The organism is Corynebacterium sp. 401_CJEI, from assembly GCF_001076435.1.
Classification (GTDB): domain Bacteria; phylum Actinomycetota; class Actinomycetes; order Mycobacteriales; family Mycobacteriaceae; genus Corynebacterium; species Corynebacterium jeikeium_D.
On record NZ_JVIP01000035.1, the window covers coordinates 59,680 to 80,411 of the forward strand.

17 protein-coding genes are annotated in these 20,732 nt (G+C 59.8%); 9 read left to right on the forward strand and 8 right to left on the reverse strand.

Translation table 11 applies throughout. From position 1 onward, the window contains the following. Positions 1 to 96 precede the first annotated feature (96 nt). From ADM64_RS07790 to ADM64_RS07810, 5 genes are all read left to right on the forward strand, one after another. Positions 97 to 1,803, forward strand: a complete 1,707-nt coding sequence (locus ADM64_RS07790; RefSeq protein ID WP_016421533.1) for a nitrite/sulfite reductase — start codon at positions 97 to 99, stop codon at positions 1,801 to 1,803. A gap of 250 nt (positions 1,804 to 2,053) precedes the next feature. Then, positions 2,054 to 2,818, forward strand: coding sequence for a phosphoadenylyl-sulfate reductase (locus tag ADM64_RS07795; RefSeq protein WP_049193776.1), 765 nt, complete (start codon positions 2,054 to 2,056; stop codon positions 2,816 to 2,818). A 154-nt stretch (positions 2,819 to 2,972) separates the two neighbouring features. Next, positions 2,973 to 3,899, forward strand: coding sequence for a sulfate adenylyltransferase subunit CysD (gene cysD / locus ADM64_RS07800; RefSeq protein ID WP_038626730.1), 927 nt, complete (start codon positions 2,973 to 2,975; stop codon positions 3,897 to 3,899). Beyond that, on the forward strand, positions 3,899 to 5,200 hold the full coding sequence (locus tag ADM64_RS07805) for a sulfate adenylyltransferase subunit 1 (protein WP_049193777.1): 1,302 nt from the start codon (positions 3,899 to 3,901) through the stop codon (positions 5,198 to 5,200). The genes cysD and ADM64_RS07805 overlap by 1 nt, the downstream gene beginning before the upstream one ends. 55 nt (positions 5,201 to 5,255) lie before the next feature. Beyond that, the gene (locus ADM64_RS07810) at positions 5,256 to 6,026 is read left to right on the forward strand and encodes a sirohydrochlorin chelatase (RefSeq protein ID WP_049169883.1); all 771 of its coding nucleotides are present in this window, start codon (positions 5,256 to 5,258) and stop codon (positions 6,024 to 6,026) included. Between the two features lie 33 nt (positions 6,027 to 6,059). On the opposite strand, the gene ADM64_RS07815 is transcribed toward ADM64_RS07810, so the two are convergent. Next, a complete protein-coding gene (locus ADM64_RS07815; protein WP_049169886.1) occupies positions 6,060 to 7,448 on the reverse strand; it encodes an FAD-dependent oxidoreductase in 1,389 nt (462 codons plus the stop codon). Positions 7,449 to 8,174: 726 nt separating this feature from the next. On the opposite strand from ADM64_RS07815, the gene pta reads away from it, so the two are divergent. Both pta and ADM64_RS07825 read left to right on the forward strand, forming a co-directional pair. Further along, positions 8,175 to 9,500 (forward strand): phosphate acetyltransferase, encoded by a 1,326-nt coding sequence (pta, locus tag ADM64_RS07820; protein WP_241486351.1) that lies wholly within the window; start codon positions 8,175 to 8,177, stop codon positions 9,498 to 9,500. A 5-nt stretch (positions 9,501 to 9,505) separates the two neighbouring features. After that, entirely contained in the window at positions 9,506 to 10,702 is a 1,197-nt protein-coding gene (locus ADM64_RS07825) for an acetate kinase (RefSeq protein WP_049193781.1), read from the forward strand. A 252-nt stretch (positions 10,703 to 10,954) separates the two neighbouring features. On the opposite strand, the gene ADM64_RS07830 is transcribed toward ADM64_RS07825, so the two are convergent. From ADM64_RS07830 to ADM64_RS07845, 4 genes are all read right to left on the reverse strand, one after another. Then, complete coding sequence (locus ADM64_RS07830; RefSeq protein WP_049193782.1) at positions 10,955 to 11,806, reverse strand: L,D-transpeptidase; 852 nt, start codon at positions 11,804 to 11,806, stop codon at positions 10,955 to 10,957. 113 nt (positions 11,807 to 11,919) lie between these two features. Beyond that, on the reverse strand, positions 11,920 to 14,385 hold the full coding sequence (locus ADM64_RS07835) for a serine/threonine protein kinase (RefSeq protein WP_049193783.1): 2,466 nt from the start codon (positions 14,383 to 14,385) through the stop codon (positions 11,920 to 11,922). After that, positions 14,382 to 15,461 (reverse strand): glutamate ABC transporter substrate-binding protein, encoded by a 1,080-nt coding sequence (locus tag ADM64_RS07840; RefSeq protein ID WP_049193784.1) that lies wholly within the window; start codon positions 15,459 to 15,461, stop codon positions 14,382 to 14,384. Before ADM64_RS07840 ends, ADM64_RS07835 begins: the two co-directional genes overlap by 4 nt. Beyond that, positions 15,458 to 17,116, reverse strand: a complete 1,659-nt coding sequence (locus tag ADM64_RS07845) for a hypothetical protein (RefSeq protein ID WP_049193785.1) — start codon at positions 17,114 to 17,116, stop codon at positions 15,458 to 15,460. Before ADM64_RS07845 ends, ADM64_RS07840 begins: the two co-directional genes overlap by 4 nt. Positions 17,117 to 17,251: 135 nt before the next feature. Between ADM64_RS07845 and ADM64_RS07850 the strand changes: the two genes are divergently transcribed. Further along, complete coding sequence (locus ADM64_RS07850; RefSeq protein ID WP_049193786.1) at positions 17,252 to 17,755, forward strand: NUDIX domain-containing protein; 504 nt, start codon at positions 17,252 to 17,254, stop codon at positions 17,753 to 17,755. A 37-nt stretch (positions 17,756 to 17,792) separates the two neighbouring features. Here the strand turns inward: ADM64_RS07850 and ADM64_RS07855 are convergent, their stop codons facing one another. The 3 genes from ADM64_RS07855 to ADM64_RS07865 form a co-directional block, all read right to left on the reverse strand. Beyond that, positions 17,793 to 18,110 (reverse strand): hypothetical protein, encoded by a 318-nt coding sequence (locus tag ADM64_RS07855; RefSeq protein ID WP_172620224.1) that lies wholly within the window; start codon positions 18,108 to 18,110, stop codon positions 17,793 to 17,795. Positions 18,111 to 18,152: 42 nt separating this feature from the next. After that, the gene (locus ADM64_RS07860; protein WP_049193787.1) at positions 18,153 to 18,716 is read right to left on the reverse strand and encodes a MarR family winged helix-turn-helix transcriptional regulator; all 564 of its coding nucleotides are present in this window, start codon (positions 18,714 to 18,716) and stop codon (positions 18,153 to 18,155) included. A 242-nt stretch (positions 18,717 to 18,958) separates the two neighbouring features. Next, a complete protein-coding gene (locus tag ADM64_RS07865) occupies positions 18,959 to 19,756 on the reverse strand; it encodes an exodeoxyribonuclease III (protein ID WP_038626705.1) in 798 nt (265 codons plus the stop codon). A 121-nt stretch (positions 19,757 to 19,877) separates the two neighbouring features. Here ADM64_RS07865 and ADM64_RS07870 point away from each other — a divergent pair, with 121 nt between their 5' ends. Continuing rightward, positions 19,878 to 20,705 carry an RDD family protein gene (locus ADM64_RS07870; RefSeq protein ID WP_222865185.1) on the forward strand — a complete coding sequence of 276 codons (828 nt, stop codon included), beginning with the start codon at positions 19,878 to 19,880 and terminating at the stop codon, positions 20,703 to 20,705. Positions 20,706 to 20,732: the final 27 nt, after the last annotated feature.

A 20,732-nucleotide genomic window follows, 5' to 3' on the forward strand; every position in this document is an offset into this window, starting at 1 on the left:
TGTTGCCTGCAATGCAACGTAGACCAAACGGTCTATAAAGATTAGAAACTAATTCGGTCAACGAGAACAAAACGAAAGTGATTCGGTAGATTCCCCATGAGCTCTCCTACGAAAACCGCCGAGCGTCCAGCTTCCGCAGCGGCTACCCGACGTAAGAAGCGCGCACCGAAGCCACAGGGGCAGTGGCTTATCGACGGCCGCGAGCCACTTAACGACGACGAGCGCATTAAGAAAGAAGATGCTGGCATCGCCGTTAAGCAGCGTGTTATCGACATCTACTCCAAGCAGGGGTTTGACTCCATCCCCGCGGAGGACCTAGCGCCTCGCTTTAAGTGGATTGGCCTCTACACCCAGCGCAAGCAGGGGCTTAGCGGTGAGCACACCGGCGTGAAGACCAACGCCGAGCTGCAGGACAAGTACTTTATGCTCCGCGTCCGCCTCGACGGTGGCCAGACCACCACCGAGGGCATTCGCACCATCGGCGAGATTTCCCGCGACTTCGCCCGCGACACTGCGGACTTCTCCGACCGCCAGAACGTCCAGCTGCACTGGATTCGCGTCGAAGATATGCCGGAGATCTGGGACCGCCTTGAGCGAGTTGGTCTCGACACCAACTTTGGCTGCGGCGACGTTCCCCGCGTTATTCTAGGCAGCCCGGTTGCCGGTGTTGCGGCCGATGAAATTGTCGACGGCACCAACGCCATCCGCCGCATCAAGGAGGAGTACCTCTCCGGCGACGAGTTCTCCAACCTACCGCGTAAGTTTAAGTCGGCAGTTTCCGGTTCCCCGCGTCTCGATGTCACCCACGAGGTCCAGGACGTTGCCTTCGTCGGTGTCAATCATCCAGAGCACGGCCCCGGTTTCGACGTTTGGGTCGGTGGTGGTCTCTCCACCAACCCGATGCTCGCCCAGCGTCTCGGCGCCTGGATCCCAGAGGACGAGGTTCCCGAGGTATGGGCGGGCGTGTGCCGCATCTTCCGGGACTACGGCTACCGTCGCCTGCGCAATCGTGCGCGTCTGAAGTTCCTCGTTGCCGAATGGGGCGCGGAGAAGTTCCGCCAGGTACTCGAAGACGACTACCTCAACCGCAAGCTTATCGACGGCCCCGCACCCGAACCTTTCGAGGGCGACCGGGACCACATCGGCGTGCACAAGCAGGCCGACGGTCTCAACTACGTCGGTGTTAAGCCCGCTGTTGGCCGTGTTCCGGGCTCTGACCTGGTCAAGCTCGCCGACATCGCCGAGCGCCACGGTGTTTCCCGCGTCCGCACCACCGTGATGAAGGAGCTCATTCTCCTCGACGTCGCCGACGACCAGGTCGACTCCCTGCTCGCAGAACTCGACGAAATTGGCCTGTCTGCCAAGCCTTCTGCTTTCCGACGGGGCATCCTGGCCTGCACCGGCCTAGAGTTCTGCAAGCTCGCACTTGTCACCACGCGCCAGCGCGCAATTGATTTGGTGGGCGACTTGGAGGAACGCCTCGGTGACCTCGACGTCCCAATCACCATTGCGCTCAATGGCTGCCCGAATGCCTGCGCCCGCACGCAGATTGCCGACATCGGACTCAAGGGGCAGATTGTCACCGACGACGAGGGCAACCGTGTCGAGGGTTTCCAGGTTCACCTCGGTGGTTCGCTGGGGCTCGATGCCAACTTCGGCCGCAAGGTTCGCGGACACAAGGTCACCTCGGCAGAACTGGGTGACTACATCGAGCGCGTCGTCAATCACTTCAAGGAGCAGCGCCACGAGGGTGAACAGTTCCGCGAGTGGATTGTCCGCGCTGATGAGGAGGACCTGAAGTGAGTGAATCTCCCAATGGGGTTCGGTCGCAGGGGCCGTCGTCAAGCGAAAAAGACGAGACGCCAGCGCGACTGGGAATCGGTGGCCGAAGCGCACACCCCAATCCGAACCGGGGTGCGGTGATGCATTGCCCTTACTGCGGCGGTGATGATCTGTGGCCCGACCTGGAAACCGATTACGCCTGGCAATGCCGCGAATGCTGCCGGGTATTCACAGTGAAACTGCATGGTCATATTGATAGGAAGGTGGCGTCATGAGCACGGGACTGAAAACCGCTGAAGTCATTAAGACTCAGGAGGCGCTCGCGCGTCAGGATGTGCTGGACAATCCGGAGACCGCTCGTCGTCTGATCGAGCTCGCGCTGGAGTGGGGCTCCAAGCTGGAGACTGCCACTGCCGGGGAAGTACTGGAATGGGGTGCGGAGCACCTGCACACGCCACTGGCTGTGACCCTGTCGATGCAGGACACGGTATTGGCGGAACTGGCTGCTCGGCACGCGCCGGAAGCCGACCTGGTTTTCCTGGATACGGGTTACCACTTCCCGGAGACCCTTGATGTGGCGGAGCAGGTTGCACAGCGCTACGACAACCGACTGCTGTCGATTGAGCCGAAGCGCACCCGCGCCGAGCAAGACGCCGAAGAGGGCGTCGACCTGTACAAGACCGACCCGACGCGATGCTGCGCACTGCGGAAGGTCGAGCCGCTGTCAGCTGTGAAGCGCCCCTACGAGGGCTGGGTCACAGGTCTGAAGCGCGTCGACGCGCCGACCCGCGCACACACGCCGGTACTGGAAATCGATAAGACCGGTCGCATCAAGCTCAACCCGCTGGCCACCTGGACGGATGAGGACGTTGCCCAGTACATCGAGGACAACGACCTCATTGTGCATCCGCTGACACAACAGGGGTTCCCGTCGATTGGGTGCGCGACATGCACTGCGCGAGTGGCAGAGGGTGCGGATCCGCGCTCGGGCCGCTGGGCGGGCAGCGAGAAGACAGAGTGCGGATTGCATCTCTAGTTTGAGTGGCTGGCGGCTAGACGATACCGACAGCCACTAGTCACTAGCCAATTGCCGCTCATGGCTAGCTGCGACCTGCAGCTTATACAGACAGTTTTTTTTAAAACAGCCGAAAGGCTAACACAGCTAACACAGCCACAACAGAAAGAACCCCATGACAAGCTCAACCACCGTTTCCGTACAAAACCGCCTCGACCCGCGGCTTGCCGAACTGGAAGCCGAGGCCATCGACATTATCCGCCAAACCGCCGGCCAGTTTGACCGTCCGGCACTGCTTTTCTCCGGCGGAAAGGACTCCGTCGTCGTGCTCGAGCTGGCCAAGCGCGCCTTCGCACCGGCGGGTATCCCGCTAGAGCTGCTCCACGTCGACACCGGCCACAACTTCCCCGAAGTCATTGAATTCCGCGACAAGATTGCCGCTCAGCCGGGCATTAAGCTGCACGTAGCCAAGGTCCAAGACTGGATTGACAGCGGTGTGCTCACCGAGCGTGCTGACGGCACCCGCAACCCCTTGCAGACCGTGCCACTGGTGGAGACCATTGCCAACCGTGGTTACGATGCCGTCCTCGGTGGCGCCCGCCGCGATGAGGAGAAGGCCCGCGCCAAGGAGCGCGTGTTCTCCGTCCGCGACTCCTTCGGCGGTTGGGATCCACGCCGTCAGCGGCCGGAGCTGTGGGGGCTCTACAACGGTCGCCACGCCGCTGGAGAGAACGTTCGCGTTTTCCCAATCTCGAACTGGACCGAGGCCGACGTCTGGGCCTACATCGAAGCCCGTGACATCGAGCTGCCACCCATCTACTTTGCCCATGAGCGTGAGGTATTCAACCGCGGCGGCATGTGGTTGGCACCGGGCGAGTGGGGTGGACCCCGCGACGGTGAGACCCTAGAGGTTCGCACTGTCCGCTACCGCACTGTCGGTGACATGAGCTGTACCGGCGCTGTCGAATCGACTGCCACCACTATTGCGGAGGTCATGGAGGAACTTCGCACATCCAAGCTCACCGAGCGCGGCGCTACCCGCGCAGATGACAAGTTGTCCGAATCCTCCATGGAAGACCGCAAGAAGGAAGGTTACTTCTGATGAGCCAGCCAAATTCCCCAGCTACCCTGATTACCGCCGACCGCGCCACTCGCGCTCGTCGCACTCTTCGCCTGTGCACCGCTGGCTCCGTCGACGACGGTAAGTCGACCTTTGTCGGGCGCTTGCTGCACGACACGAAGAACATCCTCGCTGACCAGTACGAGGCCGTCGTCGCCTCCTCGCAGGCGCGCGGTCAGGAAAATCCTGACCTCTCGTTGCTGGTTGATGGTCTGCGGGCCGAGCGTGAGCAGGGCATCACGATCGACGTTGCCTACCGCTACTTCGCCACCGACGTCCGCTCGTTCATCCTCGCCGACTGCCCTGGTCACGAGCAGTACACCCGAAACACCATCACTGGTATGTCCACCGCTGAGGCCGTCGTTTTGCTTATCGACGCACGCAACGGCGTCGTGACGCAGACCAAGCGACACGCAACGGTGGCCGGTCTGCTGGGTGTTCGCCACGTAATCTTTGCCGTCAACAAGATCGACCTGCTGGACTACAGCGAAGAAGCCTTCCGCAAGATTGAGTCGGATGTAGCAGTGCTGGCAGAGCGTTTGGGTCTTCAGAACACCTTCGTTGTTCCAGTGTCGGCTTTGGTCGGCGACAACATTGTCGATCCGTCTGAGCACACCCCGTGGTACGAGGGGCCGACTGTGTTGGAACTGCTGGAAAACCTCAACATCGGTGCCGACCTGGAAACCGATGCCGAGGCCGACCTACGCCTGCCCATCGACTACGTCATTCGTGATCACGCCACTGAATACCGCGGTTACGCTGGCCGTATCGCCGCAGGCAGTGTGCGTGTGGGTGACACTGTCTCCGTAGACGCCAACCGTCAGGCTACGGTCACGAAGATCACCGTGGCAGCCGAGGATGTCACTGAGGCCGTGGCCGGTCAGTCGGTTGCCATCAGCTTGGATGCCGAGTTCGACCTCGCCCGTGGTGATCTCATCAGTGGCACCCGTCCGGAGGACGTCCGCCGCTTCTCCGCCGTGGCTGTCCACCTTGCGGACAAGCCGCTGGCAGTCGGCCGTGTCGTTGAGGTGCGCTACGGTGCCGCGCTGGTGCGTGGGCGTATCGCTTCCGTCGATGCCCTTATCGACATCGAGATCGGCGAGCCCACCGGCGTTGCCGACCAGCTCGCGGTCAATGATGTCGCTGAGGTGACCATCGAGGTCGCGCAGCCGCTCCCGGTCGATGCCTACCGCGTCGGTGGTCGTGTCGGTGCCTTCCTGCTTATTGAGCCGGGCACCGGTGACACCCTCACCGCAGGCCTCGTGCGTGGCGCTGCCCAGTAGAGCTGCCAGGTAGAGAAACCAGAAAGCACAGCTAGCGAGCCTGAGGAGACCATCGATGACCGCACTGATTCTGCTTGCGCACGGTTCTCGGCACTCAGAGACCAAACCGGTGCTCGAAGACGTGGTCGCGCTCGTGCGCGAGAAGATGCCGCTCACCCGTCTGGATGCGCCCTCTCAGATTCGCCTCGCCTGGCTGGACCTCGACGAGCCCTCACTGGATACCGTCTGTGCCGAGCTCGCCGCTGCCGGCGAGACTCAGGCACTGGCCGTACCGCTGCTGTTCACCGATGCGTTCCACTCGCGAGTCGACGTTCCCGAGCAGGTTCGACTCTGCGATCGGCATGGTGTTGACATCACAGTGGCTGAAGGACTCGGGCTTGGCGACGGCACGAAGCGCGCCGTCGTAAAGCGAATCATCGAAGCGGCGGAGAATGCATCTTTTTCCTGGCCGGTCGATGCGCTGGTGATGGGGGTCGGCTCCTCTGATGAGGATGCCAATGCGGCGGTGCACCAGTTTGCGGCAAACCTTGGCGGGATGCTGCCGGGACATGTGAGCGCGGCATTCGTGGTCGGTCCTGAGAAAATCAAGGGAGCCGATGCTGTGGCCGCGGCGCAGGAGCGCGCGGCCAAGCGCGGACGCGGACTCGTAGTGGTGCCGCTGTTTACCGCGCCGGGCCTATTGTGGGATCGAGTCATCGATGCAGGCGCTGCCGACGGTGCTGGTCAGGTGGCTTTTGGTGAGCCATTGGCCGAGCTGTTGGCGCCGATTGTGTGCTGCCGCTGGGACTCGCGCGCCGCGTACACGGACGTGAAGGTAGTGGCGTAGCCGACGCTTTTTATCCGTCCTAGTTACTCGCCGTTACTCGCCCTTGGAGTGGGTGACCATCTCATCCCACTCGACGTACTTCTTGCGTTCGCGACCCTCGGCCTCGCCGGCGGTGCGTTCGGCAGCATCGAGCTTGTGCCAACCTTCCCAGTCCAGGTAGTCGATACCCTTGGACTCCAGCAGCTCGTTGACAGCGGACAACTCCGGCTTCGACGGGTTGAATTTCTTGCCCTCGGCGGCATCGGCCAGCAGATTGGCTACGGCCTCGTTGGCATCGCCCTTGGTATTACCAATCAGGCCGACCGGTCCGCGGCGAACCCAACCGGTGGTGTAGAGGCCAGTGATGGCCTCGGCTGCTTCATCCTCGGTGTTATCGGATTCGATGACTCGACCACCGACGTTGGAAATGACATTCTTCACGTTGTCGAACGGGATACCCGGCAGCGCATCAGAGCGGTAGCCCACGGCGGAGTAGACAGCGCCGACCTTCCAGTCGGTGGTCTCGCCGGTCGGCCGCAGCCCGCCAGCACCGTCGTATTCCATGCGCTGAGTGCGCAAGCCTGTCACATGCTGCTGGCCGTCGGTACCCTCCTCGCTGAGGATTTCCACTGGCGACTCGAAGAAGTGAATGTAGAGCTTGTGCGGTGCGTTCTTTGGCTCACGGATGGCGTAGTTCTCCAGGATGGTGCAGACCTGGTCAGTGATCTTGGAGTTGCGACGCATAATCTCGGATGCGGAGTCGTAATCAATATCGCGCGGATCGACAACGACCTCGACGTTCGGTGAGTAGTCGAGCTCCTTGAGCTCCAGCGGGGTGAACTTGGCCTGTGCCGGGCCGCGGCGGCCGAAGACGTGGACTTCCTTGGCCTTATTTGTCTTCAGAACCTCGTAGACATTGTCCGGGATTTCTGTGACGTGCAGTTCCTCACCGGTCTTCGCCAGGATTCGGGAGACATCCAGCGCGACGTTGCCGACTCCGACGACGGCCACGGACTCCGCCGAGAGATCCCAGGTGCGCTCAAAGAGTGGATTGCCGTCGTAGAAGCCCACGAATTCACCAGCACCAAAGTGCTCCGGCAGATCCGCACCCGGCGTTGGCAGCGCGCGGTCGCCGACGGCACCGGTGGCGAAGATGACGGCGTCGTAATGCTCCTTTAATTCGTCGAGCGTGATGTCCTTGCCGAACTCAACGTTGGAAAACAGGCGCAGCTCCGGCTTTTCCATCACACGGTGTAAGGCCATAATGATGCCCTTGATACGTGGGTGGTCGGGGGCGACGCCGTAGCGGATTAGACCAAATGGAGCCGGCATCTTTTCAAACAGATCGACTTCCACGTCAGTACTGGATTTCATCAGTGCATCGGAAGCATAAACACCGGCCGGGCCAGAGCCAATTACGGCAACGCGGAGCGGGCGATTCATGAAGCGTGTCCTTCTTTCTCTAATGCTTTACGACGGCCACGAGACCGCGGCGTAAGTAGCTGCCAGCGGTGACCTCGTGGGGAAAGGAGTTATTGGTGAGCTATCGGTTTATTCGACATTCCCAATGGTAGCGCCCCCAATCGTAGCGATAACTTACGAAAAATCGAGAGGCGAGCATCACATCATCGGTGAGATGCTTTTGAAGGCGTACAAAACTAAATGTGACCTTAGTCACGTCCAATGTGGGAATTTGGGATAGTTCACTAGAAAAACCGCATAAAAGGCGCGATTGTGCGGGAAAATTGTTGGAATCTGTGGGGAAAAGTGTGGCTACCAGGGGTAACCAAAGGGGTTTGAGTCCGTCGTGAGATGTAAGGTGACTCACAATAAGATGAAAATAATGATTTGGGACTCAGCGGGATTGGAAGCTCAGCATGATCTTGAGCCTCCGGCAGTCCAATGGCTCGAGCCAAGTCAACGTTCAAATAAGTCAACGATTAAGCGCAGTGCGAGAAAGGAACGTCGGTGAGCGATAAGAACGCCCAAGCGTCCACCAACAACTCCGCAGTCCTGATTACTTCAGTGGACCGCGCAGACGATCTACAGGATGTCATTACGGCATTGTCTGAGGCACTGGGTGGGGCACGTTGCCTCCACACTGTCGGTGGGGCTCACGGCGCCACTGTGGATCAGGTTGTTGTGGATCCGGAATCCGCGCTTGACACCATCGTCAGTGCTGTTGAGGACGACCGCGCTGCTAACGAGGGGGCGGCTGTTCTGACCGGCTCCGGCAACCTCGATTTTGACTTCCGCATCGCCACCGTCGCCGGTGCCGGTGTCATCGTTGTCGCTGGTGGCGAGGGCTGTCACACAGAGGCCGCAAAGGCTCGCGTTCGTTTGGCGCTCAGCAGTGCAGCTCAGCGTCACAGCGAGGTACTCGCTGTTGTTCTCACAGGGGAGGAAGCAGTCGAGGCTGCTAAGACTCTCGATCTCGACGTTCCCGTTGTTGCCGTTGACGATGCTGAGGGGCTTCGCAAGGTCGTAAGCCGCGAGGTCACCGCAGTGATGACTCCACAGCGTTTCCAGTGGTGGCTGTTGCAGCGCGCCAAGACTGATAAGCGCCACATTGTGCTGCCAGAGGGGGATGATGACCGCATTCTTGAGGCCGCTGATTACCTCCTGCGCGAGGACATCTGTGAGCTTACTATCCTCGGTGACCCGGATGCTATGAAGGCGCGCGCCGCCGAACTGGGTTTTGACATCGACGCCGCCCATCTCTGGAACCCGCAGACCTCCGAATATGTTGAGCAGTTCGCGGAACAGTTCGCAGAGATGCGCAAGGCCAAGGGGGTCACGCTGGAGCAGGCCCGTGAGACGATGCGGGACATCTCCTACTTCGCGACGATGATGATTCACAACGGGCTTGTCGACGGCATGGTGTCCGGTGCAGCCCACACAACTGCGCACACCATTCGTCCGTCCTTGCAAATCATTAAGACCAAGCCGTCGGCTTCCACGGTGTCGTCGCTGTTCCTCATGGTTATGGACAACTCGCTGTGGGGTTTTGCGGACTGTGCGGTGCTGCCGAAGCCGGCTCCGGAACAGCTGGGTGAAATCGCGGTGGTATCCGCCGAGACTGCAGCTTCCTTCGGTATCGACGCCCGCGTCGCCATGCTGAGCTACTCCACTGGAGCATCCGGCACAGGTGAGGATGTTGACCGTGTGAAGGCGGGTCTGGCCAAGGCCAAGGAGCTGGCCCCGGACCTCGCTGTCGATGGTCCGCTGCAGTTCGATGCCGCTATTGACCCGTCTGTGGCTGCGAAGAAGATGCCGGATTCCTCCGTTGCGGGTAAGGCAACTGTTTTCGTGTTCCCGGATCTGGACGCCGGTAACATCGGTTACAAGATTGCCCAGCGCTGTGGTGGTGCATTGGCAATCGGCCCGATTCTGCAGGGCTTGAACAAGCCGGTCAACGACCTCTCTCGTGGCGCCACGGTGCCGGACATCATCAACACGGTTGCAATTACCGCTATTCAGGCTGGAGGAAACTAATTATTATGTCCCGTCACGTACTTGTTTTGAACTCCGGTTCCTCCTCTATCAAGTTTCAGCTGGTAGATCCAGAGAAGGACTCAACGCAGCCGCCGTATGTCTCCGGTCTGGTGGAGCGCATTGGTGAAGAAGACGGCATTATTAATCTGAAGTTCTCCGGACAGAAGATTGAAATCACTGAGCCTATCGCTGACCATGCCAGTGGCCTTGACCGCGCGTTCGAGCTGATGGATGAGCACGGTGTTGGTCCGGAGTCGGTGGATATTGCCGCCGTCGGTCACCGCGTCGTTCACGGTGGTCGCCTGTTCTCTGGACCGGAGCTGATTACCGACGAGATCGTGGGCATGATCCGCGACCTTATTCCGCTGGCGCCGCTGCACAACCCGGCCAATATTGTAGGCATCGAAGAGTCTCGCAAGCTGCTTCCCGACGTGCCGCACGTCGCCGTCTTCGACACTGGTTTCTTCCACACCATGCCGCCAGCTGCTGCTCTGTACCCGCTAAATGCAGAGGTCGCATCGAAGTTTGATATCCGTCGTTACGGCTTCCACGGCACCTCGCATGAGTTTGTTTCCAAGCAGGTGCCGGACCTTCTGAATAAGCCGGCAGAGGAAATCAACCAGATTACGCTGCACCTGGGTAACGGTGCGTCGTGTGCGGCTATCCGAGGTGGCCAGGCGGTGGATACCTCGATGGGGCTGACTCCGCTGGCTGGTCTGATGATGGGCACTCGTACCGGTGACATTGACCCGGGCGTCATCTTCCACCTCTACCGCAACGGCATGAGCATCGATGAGATCGACAATCTGTGCAACCGCCAGTCTGGTTTGAAGGGTGTCTCTGGTGTCAATGACTTCCGAGTCCTGCAGGAGCGCATGGATGACCACGACCCGGATGCTTGGGCTGCATACCAGATGTATGTTCACCAGCTGCGCCGCTACATCGGCTCGTACATGCTGATTCTCGGTCGTCTCGATGCCATCACCTTCACCGCCGGTGTCGGTGAGAACCACGTCGGTATCCGCCGTGATTCGATGGCTGAGCTTGAGAACTTCGGTATCAAAATTGATGACGAGCTCAACTCCCAGCCGAATGACGGCCCACGTCTGATTTCGGCGGATGACTCGAAGGTCAAGGTCTTCGTGGTACCGACCAATGAGGAACTGGCCATTGCCCGCTACGCAATGAGCTTCGTGGACTAGTTCTTTGGACCGGAACCCTGACGAGTAGGCAGGGTTGCGGTAACCCGTAATCGACGGCTGCCGTGTACCTCACCTGTTGAATCCGCGACTGTAACTCAACAAAAACTCAACAAAAATGAGCTCGCCCCCACTGTCCTCCAAACTGGAAGACTCTAGTGGGGCGAGCTCATTTTTCACCGCCAGGGAAAACTGCGCCTATGCCTCAATAGGCTCAGTCACCTGGTCATTATTTCAACGCATCAGTGCAGGTAACTACCAGATGTAGACGCCGTCGCCGACCTGCAGAGTGTTGAAGTACATCACAGCATCATCGTGATTCAGATGAATGCAGCCGTGGGACATCTGATTGACCGAACCCTCGTGGAAAGCTTCGCCGTCGTTGGTGAAGTACACAGAGAACGGCATCGGACCGTTGTAAGGAACCGACCACTCATCGCGAACCTTGCGGGTAACGCTCAAGTGCCCACGGGTGGTTTCGTAACCTGGCATACCGGAGGACATGGGCACCGGGCCGTAGGTGATGTTGCCGTTTTCCTGCAGCCAGGTCTTCTGGTTAGCCAGGTCAACGCATGCGCGGGCGCTCGGCGGGCACGGGTTGTTTGGCTCTGGACGTGGTTCAGGGCGTGGCTTCTGCTCTGGCTGTGGAGCGGGGGCAGGCGCCGGCTCAGGCTGCGACGGCTTGTCTTGGCCCTCCAGCAAACCGAAAATCTCGTTGACGACGCGGGTGGCTTCGGCCTTCTGCGCAGCTGGCAGCGGCAGGCTGTCGATGGCGTTCAGCAGCTGAGTTTTGACCTTGTCCGCCACCTGCTTGTTGTTTTCAGCGAACCTGAAGTTTTCATTGATTAGGGCGACGACCGAATCCGGCAGCTTCACCGAAGAGGAATCCAGAACCTCAGAGAGCTCAGGAGCAAGGTCGCCCGGGTTCAGAGTCGAGATCTCCGGCAGCTTGAGGTCCCGAACACTCTGGCTGAGCGACTGCAGGTCTGGGGAAACTGGCAGGGCAACGGCAGTGCCGGCCCCAATACCAAAGGCGGTGGTGAGAGCTGCAGCGCTGATAATGACACGCTTAGCGCTGCGGAGAGAGGATTTCGAAGAGGCAAACATAGAGGATATCTTAAACCACGAACGGCAATTCTCTCTTTATTCACCAATTCTGGGTTGGCGCTCACGCCCACAACCGCATGTTTGACCAGGTTCAGTAAAGAGCTGGTACAGAGCTAACGCCAAGTTCGTGGCCGAATGAGATTTGCGATATCCACCAAGTTGTAGCGGTGTCGCGGAAACTGTGAAGAGCGCGCCAGCATCCGTAAGTCTTTTTCCAGTCCTTCACGCAGGCCAGCCACGGTAAAGGGCGCATCGAAAAGACCATTGGAGCTAGCTGCATGGTCGAGGTTCGAGCTGCGCAACCAGTTCAGCGCGGACGCCATCACGGCGATGCGCAGCTGCGGCATGCGCGGTTCATTTGTTGGTAGCTCCACCAGGCGACGCGCAGCACGGCGAATTCTCGATTCGGTCAACTCGGAGGGCATCCCGGAGGTGAGCATCAGAATCGTCGTCAAACGTGCCATGCGATGGTGGCGGGAGTTACCGGGAACGCGGTCAAGCTGGGAGATAGCCATTTCGTGTTGGCGCTCAGAGGCCAGCTGACGAGCTAGCCCGAAGGCGGAGGATACCGTCGTCGGGTTGGCCGCCCACACGACGGCGTAGAGACGCAGGGTGTTGAAACGAATCGTCTGAGGCGACAGGGACTCGCTGGCCCAGGCGGGGGAGAAGATTTCGGGCGTATCGGCAGCGACATTATCCAGCGCGCTGCTCAAGTTCGCGGCGGCGCGGGCGACAGAGGGCTCGAGGAGAGATGCGTTGGCGATGCCCAAGCGCTGTTGAATCAACTCGAGAGTTGCGGCCAGCGCCAGCTTTGGCGCGGGCTCGCCGGGCAGCATTGTCAGCACGTGGTGGAACGAGGTGAGGGCATCGTTGAATTGGTCGAGAAGCAAATAAGTCACGCCCTCGTACCAGTGGTAACGCCAATCGCGCTGCAAGCGTTCAGAGACATCGCAGAGGCTGTCGCGGGCCTCATCAATTAATCCGAGGTCCAGTTTCGCACGCACGATGCCCAGCGGAATTTCCACCGAAGAACCATACTCGGGTTCGGACAGCGCGTTGGTCAGTGTTTCGATTAGTTCGTTGGGTTCCGTAAACGACGAGGCGCTCAGGATGCGCGCACCCGGATCTGTCGGGTTAATCAGTGGCACAGGCAGCGCGAAGGTCACTTCTTGTGGAGTGATTTCCACGCCGCGGGTGATGCCGTCGACAAGCTGGTCGGTGCGGAACACCAGGTGCTTAGTGCCGTACGTGGAACGCTGCGGCGAGAAATTCGACACCGCCTGTGGGAATTGCACGCCGTCGCGCACCGCCAGAATCTCGCGCAATACGCCGATGAGCTGCACACTCATCTCTTCGGCAGAACCGAAGCGAGCCTCCGGGTTCTCGTGGCAAGCGCGTAGTAGGAAGCGGTAGAGCGAGTAAAAACGGCGGAATAGAGGCTCTTCGACAGGTGAGGGTAGCCCCGGGTCGTAGATGCCGTTGGTCGCCGGCAACTTCAGAATCAGCGAGGCCAGCGTGCGGCCGACTGTGTAGATATCGCTGGCAATCGTTGGTCCCGTCGTGGCAATCTCCGGCGCCTGGAAACCGGGCGTGCCGTAGATATGGCCGTAGGCGCCGATGCCGGTGACCGCGCCAACGTCGATAAGCGTGACGTGGTCTTCGCTGAGCAGCACGTTGTCCGGCTTCAAATCGTTGTAGACAACGCCGCGCGAGTGCAGGTAATCCAGCGCGGGGAGCAGCTCCAGGATGTAGCCAATCGCTAGGTCACAGGGCATGACGCCGTCTGGGTAGCTCCGTCGCTGCTTGCGTAACGACGGGCCGCCGACGTACTCCATCACAATGAAGCCGGTGGCGCTGTTGGCGTCCGTCTCATCGATGAAGTTGATAATCTTCACAATTCCCGGATGCGAGATTTCCGCGAGGAACTCGCGTTCCGCCTGGACTACGGCGAAATCCTTCTCGTTTTTCGCTGCCATCATGCCCTTGAGCACGACCCAACGATCCGAGACATTGTGGTCAATCGCCAGGTAAATCCAGCCGAGCCCGCCGTGGGCAATCGGGCCCACGATCTCGTACTGATCCGCCACGATATCGCCGGCTTTCAGGCTCGGCGCCGGCTTATTCGTCGCTCGAATCTTCTCATCACTCATTACTGCATCGCGCGGATCCTGCGTTGTGATGTACGGCAGGTGCACCATGCCGTCGGCGACAGTGCGTCCGCGGTGTGCATTCGATCGCCTCCGGCGGAAGTCCTCCAACGCTTTCCGGTGCGAGGCCATCGACGGATCTGGCGTCTGGGCGCCGGGTTGGGTCGTCGCGCTTGACGACGAGCCCCCGCGCCCCAACAATTCGGCGATATCGAACTCTTCGTCATCGTCATCATCGTCCGCAAAAGGGTCGAAGGCGACAGCGGCAGTGCCGGGCTCTTGTTCGTCGTCTTCATCGGCGAATGGGTCGAAGGCGACGGCCTGAGTGGCAGCTGCCTCTGCCTCTGCGTGAGCATCCTCCTGGGGCTCCGGCGTGTACTGGGGATGCTGGGCTTGCTGGGCATGCTCGGAGTACTGGTTTTCGTCGCTCATCGGTTATCCACCTCGCCTTCTGGAGCAGCTTCCGGTGTGGGGGAGATTCCAAGTATGTCTTCGTCGTCGCTGTACTGTGGCGATGGCTGTGTACCGCTTGGCAGGAAGGGGCCGAACCAAGTGTCGTAGAGGGACTGCCAGGTGCCGTCGCTCGCCATACGCTCCAGGGTCGCGTTGATTTGGCGAACTAGGCCTGGGTTCCCCTTGGATACACCGGCCGCGTAGCTTTCCTCGTTCAAGCCCCGCTGGACAATGGCGGTAGCCGGATCTTGGTCGTTGATACCAGCGAGGATGGTGTCATCGGCAACGACAATCTCTGCCTGGCTGTTTTGAAGTGAAATGAGGCAATCCGACCAGTTACCGACCAACAGCAGCGTATTGTTCGGCGAGAGCCGTCGAATCAAATCCTCGGTAGTGGATCCCCGGGAGACACAGATGCGACCGTCCTCGACGTCCTCGGGGGAAGCATCGCCACCCGGCGAAGAGACTAGAACTCCAGCTCGTGCTGTCAAATACGGTGTGGAGAACAGCACCCTTTCGCGCCGGGCATCGGTGACCGTCATAGTGCGCAAAACGACATCGACAGTGCCGTCTTCGAGTGCGGCAGTGCGTTCGTTGCTGTCGACGAACCGAAACTCGACAGCATCGGGATTGTCAAAGATGTCCCGGGCAATCTCTTGTGCCAGGGATACTTCAAACCCCGAGAGCTCTCCGCTGCTGAAGTCGCGGAAGCTGAGCAGGTTCAATGATTGGTCAACACCAACGATGATGCGGCCGCGCTGGTAAATCTCCGGGATTCGCTCTTCCGGTGTTTGGTCATCGGGGGCGAGTGTGGACAGATCTGGGGTGTTGGCTTCTGCCGCAGGCTTCCTCGAGGAGGCTTTGTCGTAGAACGCGCCCGGTGGCAGGGGGAAGTCACCGGTGGCCTCCAGGATTGTGCGCGAGTAGGGATCGTCGGCAAGCGAATCGGTCGCGCAGGCACTGACGGTGAGCCCGGCGATGGCGAGTGCACCAAGGACGGCCCTGCGCCGCCAACCGGCGAGACTGTGGAGCGACGGGGAGAACGAAACAATCATAGGTACTCCAGAAGCCGGTGTCGGAAGCCGAAAACAACCAGAACTGCCGCGATGACGGTCAGCGTAACCGTGGCGAGGGACAGTGCCGCGATAGCGCGACGGGATTGGTCGAGGTTCTCACGGGCGGTCAGGCGGGACTCGGCGATGGAATTCTGTAGCGACTCATCGACCTGGTTGAACGCAGTCGCCGACGAGCTGGCATTATCCACATCGGTCGCGATGCGAACCGCACCGGCGTAGTCGCCTGAACTCAAGTGCTCCATCATCAGGTTGTGGCCGGACTCCCAGCTGTAGATACCGTGGATGGCGGCTCTGACATCGTCGTCCGGCGCGTTGGCGTCCACTCTTTCCAGCTCGCCGACCAGGGTGCGCACCGACTGCGAGAAGGACTCCGCATCCGCGGGCTGACGGCGCACTAAGCCGAGGGTTTCGCTGGCGCGTAGCTGCTGGGCATCAATGCGTACTTGGGTTAGGGCATGAACGTCCGGGCGCTGCTCTCCGAAGAGGGAGTTAGACTGCCACGGCTGAGTGGTGGCGATTCCCACACCGACAAGTGCGATGGCCATCAGCATGGTTGCACCAAACAGGCCGACGTTGAATAGTCGACCGGTGCGGCGAGTCAGCCACCACTGTGTGATTAGCAGCATCAAAATTGCCGCTGCCAGGCCTGACATCGAGAAAAGAGGTGGTTTCGATAGTTCGCGCTGCTCCTCATTAGTGGTGGTACTGGTGCGTTCGTAGAGCGATTTTGCAGCTGGCAGAATCTGGACCTGCATCAAGTTTGAGGCAGAGGCGAGGTACGCGACACTGACGGGGTTGCCCTGGCGCGCATTCGCGCGAGCTGTCTCGACCATGCCGGTGTAGACCGGCAACAGTCGCTGTACAGTCGCGACATCCTTCATCTCTGGATCATCGACGTTTTCAATGCCCGTAGCTGCGCGGGTAGCGGACATGGATGCTTGTGCGATGACATCGTCGAAGTTGCTGACCAAGTCCTGGCTGCTGTTGAGCGTGCCGCGGGAAAAAGCGGTGTTGGCCGACGCATCGGCAATCGTCAGCGAGGCATAGAGATTCTGCGAGGCATTGGCCATCGGCTCGCTCAGCTGCGAAATGCGGGTGAGCTGCTGCTGGCGTTGCGAGGTTGTTTGCCACATGGATAGGCCGGCGGCCAGGATTGCGACGATGAGGATGAGGGCGACTATGGTCAATCGGCCCGGCGACGTTATCAAAAATGACGCTGACCGGCGCACATACGTGGCCGACGGGCCGAGCTTGTCGTAGAGGCGCTCACCGAGAAAACGTGTCAATCTCCGGTTGCGCGGGCCAATCTCCAGGGCATCCACGCGCAAGTCTGTATCGCGCGGAGAGTCTGCTAGGGCTGTTGGGGTTGTGGCCGTTGCTGGGGCATTAGCCGAGGACTCTGTAGTTTCCAGAGCAGTTGATGGTGCCGCACTCTCGGTAGCCGGGGTGGTGTCGGGAGTATCTTTCGATTCTTTTGCCGCCTGAGCCGCAGTGTGTATGTCTAAGCTTTCGCCACCGGGAGTGGTGCGACCGCTGAAACGAGTTCGGCGTGGAGCACGATTCTTGCGGTGGAATGGGTTTCGGTTTTTGTCGTGGGCACGGGAATGAGGCGCACTTGAAGTGGTTTCACCCATGTGCACGTGTCCTTCCGACGTGACCGAAGTCGCCTGCGACGATCTCTCCGCTCAGAGCAACGTTAGTTCCTTGCAAATCTTAGTCGCTCGGGCTTGTGACGGAAAACACAAGGGTATCTGGCGTAGGGTGGAGACATGCTTCAGGATGGAAATGGTTGGGCAGCCGGCCCCAACGGTACGCGCTGCTGGGGACGCTTCGGAGCTGCAGGGCTGCTGATTGTGAGCCCTCAGCGCACGGTGCTTATGCAGTATCGAGCTGACTGGACATCGTTCCCCCTAACGTGGGGTGTTCCTGGTGGGGCTTGTGATTCTCATGAGACTCCTGAGGCGACCGCGCTGCGTGAAACGGCTGAGGAAACTGGGCTGCTGGAGCATCAGCTTCGCATCCTCGACACGCAGGTCACCACCGGGCCCTTCCCAGCCGATCCGAATCGCCCCGAGCTCGCCGGCGGCTGGAAATACCACACGGTCTACGCACTAGCTGCCGAAGAGCTGGAGACGAATCCGAACGAGGAGTCCCTAGAGTTGCGCTGGGTTCCGCTTGACGACGTCGACAGCCTCGATCTGCTGCCGCCTTTTGTGGAATCGTGGCCCCGGGTGCGCGCGCACCTCGAGAAACTGCTGGAGGCCCTTGACTAGGTGTCGGCTTCGCACCTACCGGCGCTCTCTGCGTCGACTACTTGGAGTCGGCAACTGCTGCTGCGCCAGCAGCCAGCGCGGTGACGGTCAGGACGGACGGCCATGCGCCAATCTTCTTAGCCAGCGGGTGTGAGAGGCCGAAAGCGCCGAGGTAGGCGGCCACCAGACCAGTGGCTCCCAGGGCGCCGGTCTTTGCGTTCCAGGTGCGTGCTGCATATGCGCCGGCGGCGCCCAAGATGACGCCACCGAGCGGGCGAATGCCTGTTTCGCGAGCGGTGAGCCAGCCGCCGATGAGGCCGGTGGCCACCAATGGAGCGGTCTTTACGTCTTTTGCCTTCTTCAAAGTAATAGCCATGAGCATCATCGTACCTAGTAAGAAGGGTTTAGCGGCGCGCTTTTAGAACGGCTCCTGGCGGCGCTGGTGCTCCTCAACATAGCTTTCCGAGTGCTCCGCCAGCTTCAGCAGCGAAGGCAGTGCCTTAATTAGCGCACGCACGTCCTTTTGCGACATTGTCCGCACAATTTCGTACACCAGCGCACCCCAGTGGTCGATAAGCTGCTCCAGCAGGGTCTCGCCATCGCTGGAGACATAGAGGTTCTGCGCACGGCGATCCTTTGCATTGTTCTCGCGTTCAATCAGCCCGTTGTCGAGTAGGCGGCGGACTGTTGCCGAAACGTTGGACGGGCGCAGGAAACGCAGGCGTGCAATGTCGGATACGCCGCAGCCCGGGTGGGTCGAAATAAAGTGCAGTACTTCCATTTCCGACTGGGAAATGTCCATCCTGGCATTCGGGCGCTCACCGAGGCGGCGAGTCGACGCAAGGAAGTCATACAGGCCGATGGAAATCTTCTGCACGCTTTCGCGCAGGGATTCATCGGACTCAGTTGGGTCATCCGCGGTGGGGAAGCCGCTCGCTGGCTCCGGGGTAGTGGTGCGCTGAGGGGAGCGTGCAGAAGTCATGATCTTCCTTCCCGACGTAATGAATTGATGTTCTGAATAAACACCTTATATCGTCGAAATAACTTTCTGTGGTGAAAATTTGTAGATTGAACAAAAAGTTAGACTCATAAGTGTTGTGCGGGTGCTTTATCGCCCATTTCTGCCCCTGATTTTAGGGGCTGGCAGCAAAGACTCCGCTTTACGACGGCCCCAGCGACACCCCCTAGTAGGAACTAGGCCTACGCGCTTTTCCGCCCGTTTATCTACACTTCGTAATCCACAATCACCGGAGCATGGTCGGATGCGCCTTTGCCCTGACGCTCTTCGATGTCGATGAATCCGGCGGACGCCTTTGCCGCGAGGTCGGGGGAGGCGAGCTGGAAGTCGATGCGCATGCCCTCATCCTTGAAAAAGCGGCCAGCCTTGTAATCCCAGTAGGTCCACTGGTTTGGGGTGAATTGGCGAGTTACTTCCTTCATGCCCGCCTGCTCCAGCGCATAGAAAGCTGCGCGTTCAGGCGGTGTGACGTGTGTTTTCCCTGCGAAGGCTGCCATTGACCAGACATCGCCGTCGGTCGGGGCAATGTTGAAGTCGCCGCCCATCATGAAGGTGGCCTCCGGGTCGTCGTCAAGCGTGGCGATGATGTGCTGACGGAGCCGCTCCAGAAATTCGAGCTTGTACTCGAAGTGCGGGTCGGTGATGTCGCGGCCGTTCGGGATGTAGAGGCTATGGACGCGCACGCCACCGCAGGTAGCGGCGATATGGCGGGCCTCCAATGCGGGAGTTGCGTCGGGGTCCTTGTTGAAACCCGGCTGACCGGGGAACTCTGCCTGGATGTCCTCAAGGCCGACGCGGGAGATGATGGCAACGCCATTCCACTGATTCAGGCCGTGGTGGGCGACTTGGTATCCCAGCTCTTCAAAAGCAGCGGTGGGGAATTGGTCGTCCTTGCACTTGGTTTCCTGGACGGCCAGGACATCAATGTCATTCCGGCGCAGCATTTCCACCATTCGGTCGAGGCGAGTTCGAGCCGAATTGACGTTCCAGACACAGATTCGCATATCAACGATTGTAAAAGGGGAACGAAACGGCGGCCTCATGCGTTGAACAAAGCAGTGACAAAATAGGCGGACAAAAACGGATAAGGTGGGCGGAAGCCCGGTAGGAAAGGGAGTTTCGAGGTTGGCTAACTGGGACGATCGCCGTTACGGCGGCGAGTACAGTCCGACGGATTACCTGGGTAGTAGTGGCAGGAACGCTTATCGGGAACACGACGCATATGCGGCGTACGATGCGGCAATGCCGTATCAGGAAGTGCCATATCCGGTAGCAAACATTCCGGTCGGCTATGAAAGCGGGTACCCCGCTAGCTATGGGGTGTCTTCCTTCGGTGAGCTCAGTGCCAATCCCAAAGTCGCGCCGCTGACCGCTCAAATGGCAGTACACCTGGGCTTTGACCCCAATCTGGCCAATGGCTCAGTGGCACGTCGTGGTGGTGCGCTGTTGGTGGATTCTGTCATCTACACTGCATTGATTGCCTCCATTGCAGTTCTCACTAGCATCGTGGGGACATCGGACAGCGGCGTAATGGTGATGCTGATCAGCCTCTTCCTCGGTCCCGGTGGTTTTTACCTCTACCGCGTGGCGGGGGACTCCATCTTCGACGGGTCGCCGGGTAAACACGCCATGGGCATGAAAATCGAAGGTGCACACGGGATGCCAGTCTCAGCCCGCGATGGTTTTGTGCGCAATGCCTGGATTCTGCCGTCGATGATTCCGGTCGCCGGTTGGTTTGTCTCTGCGGGCCTGGCCGGCTGGATTGCAATGGCTGCCTCACGCGATCCGCTGGGGAGAGGTCGTCATGAACTCTCGGTCCACACCCGTGTGGTGGAAAAGCCGGAGACGCGCGAGCTGCCGCGTGGGCAGCGCCGCATGGGCAATCGCATGGGTAGCAAAGAGCAGCAGGGCAAGCAGCTGAAGCGGATTAAAAGGGTTAAGCGCGGGAAGTAGGGCAATCAGGGCGAGCAGCGCAGGGCC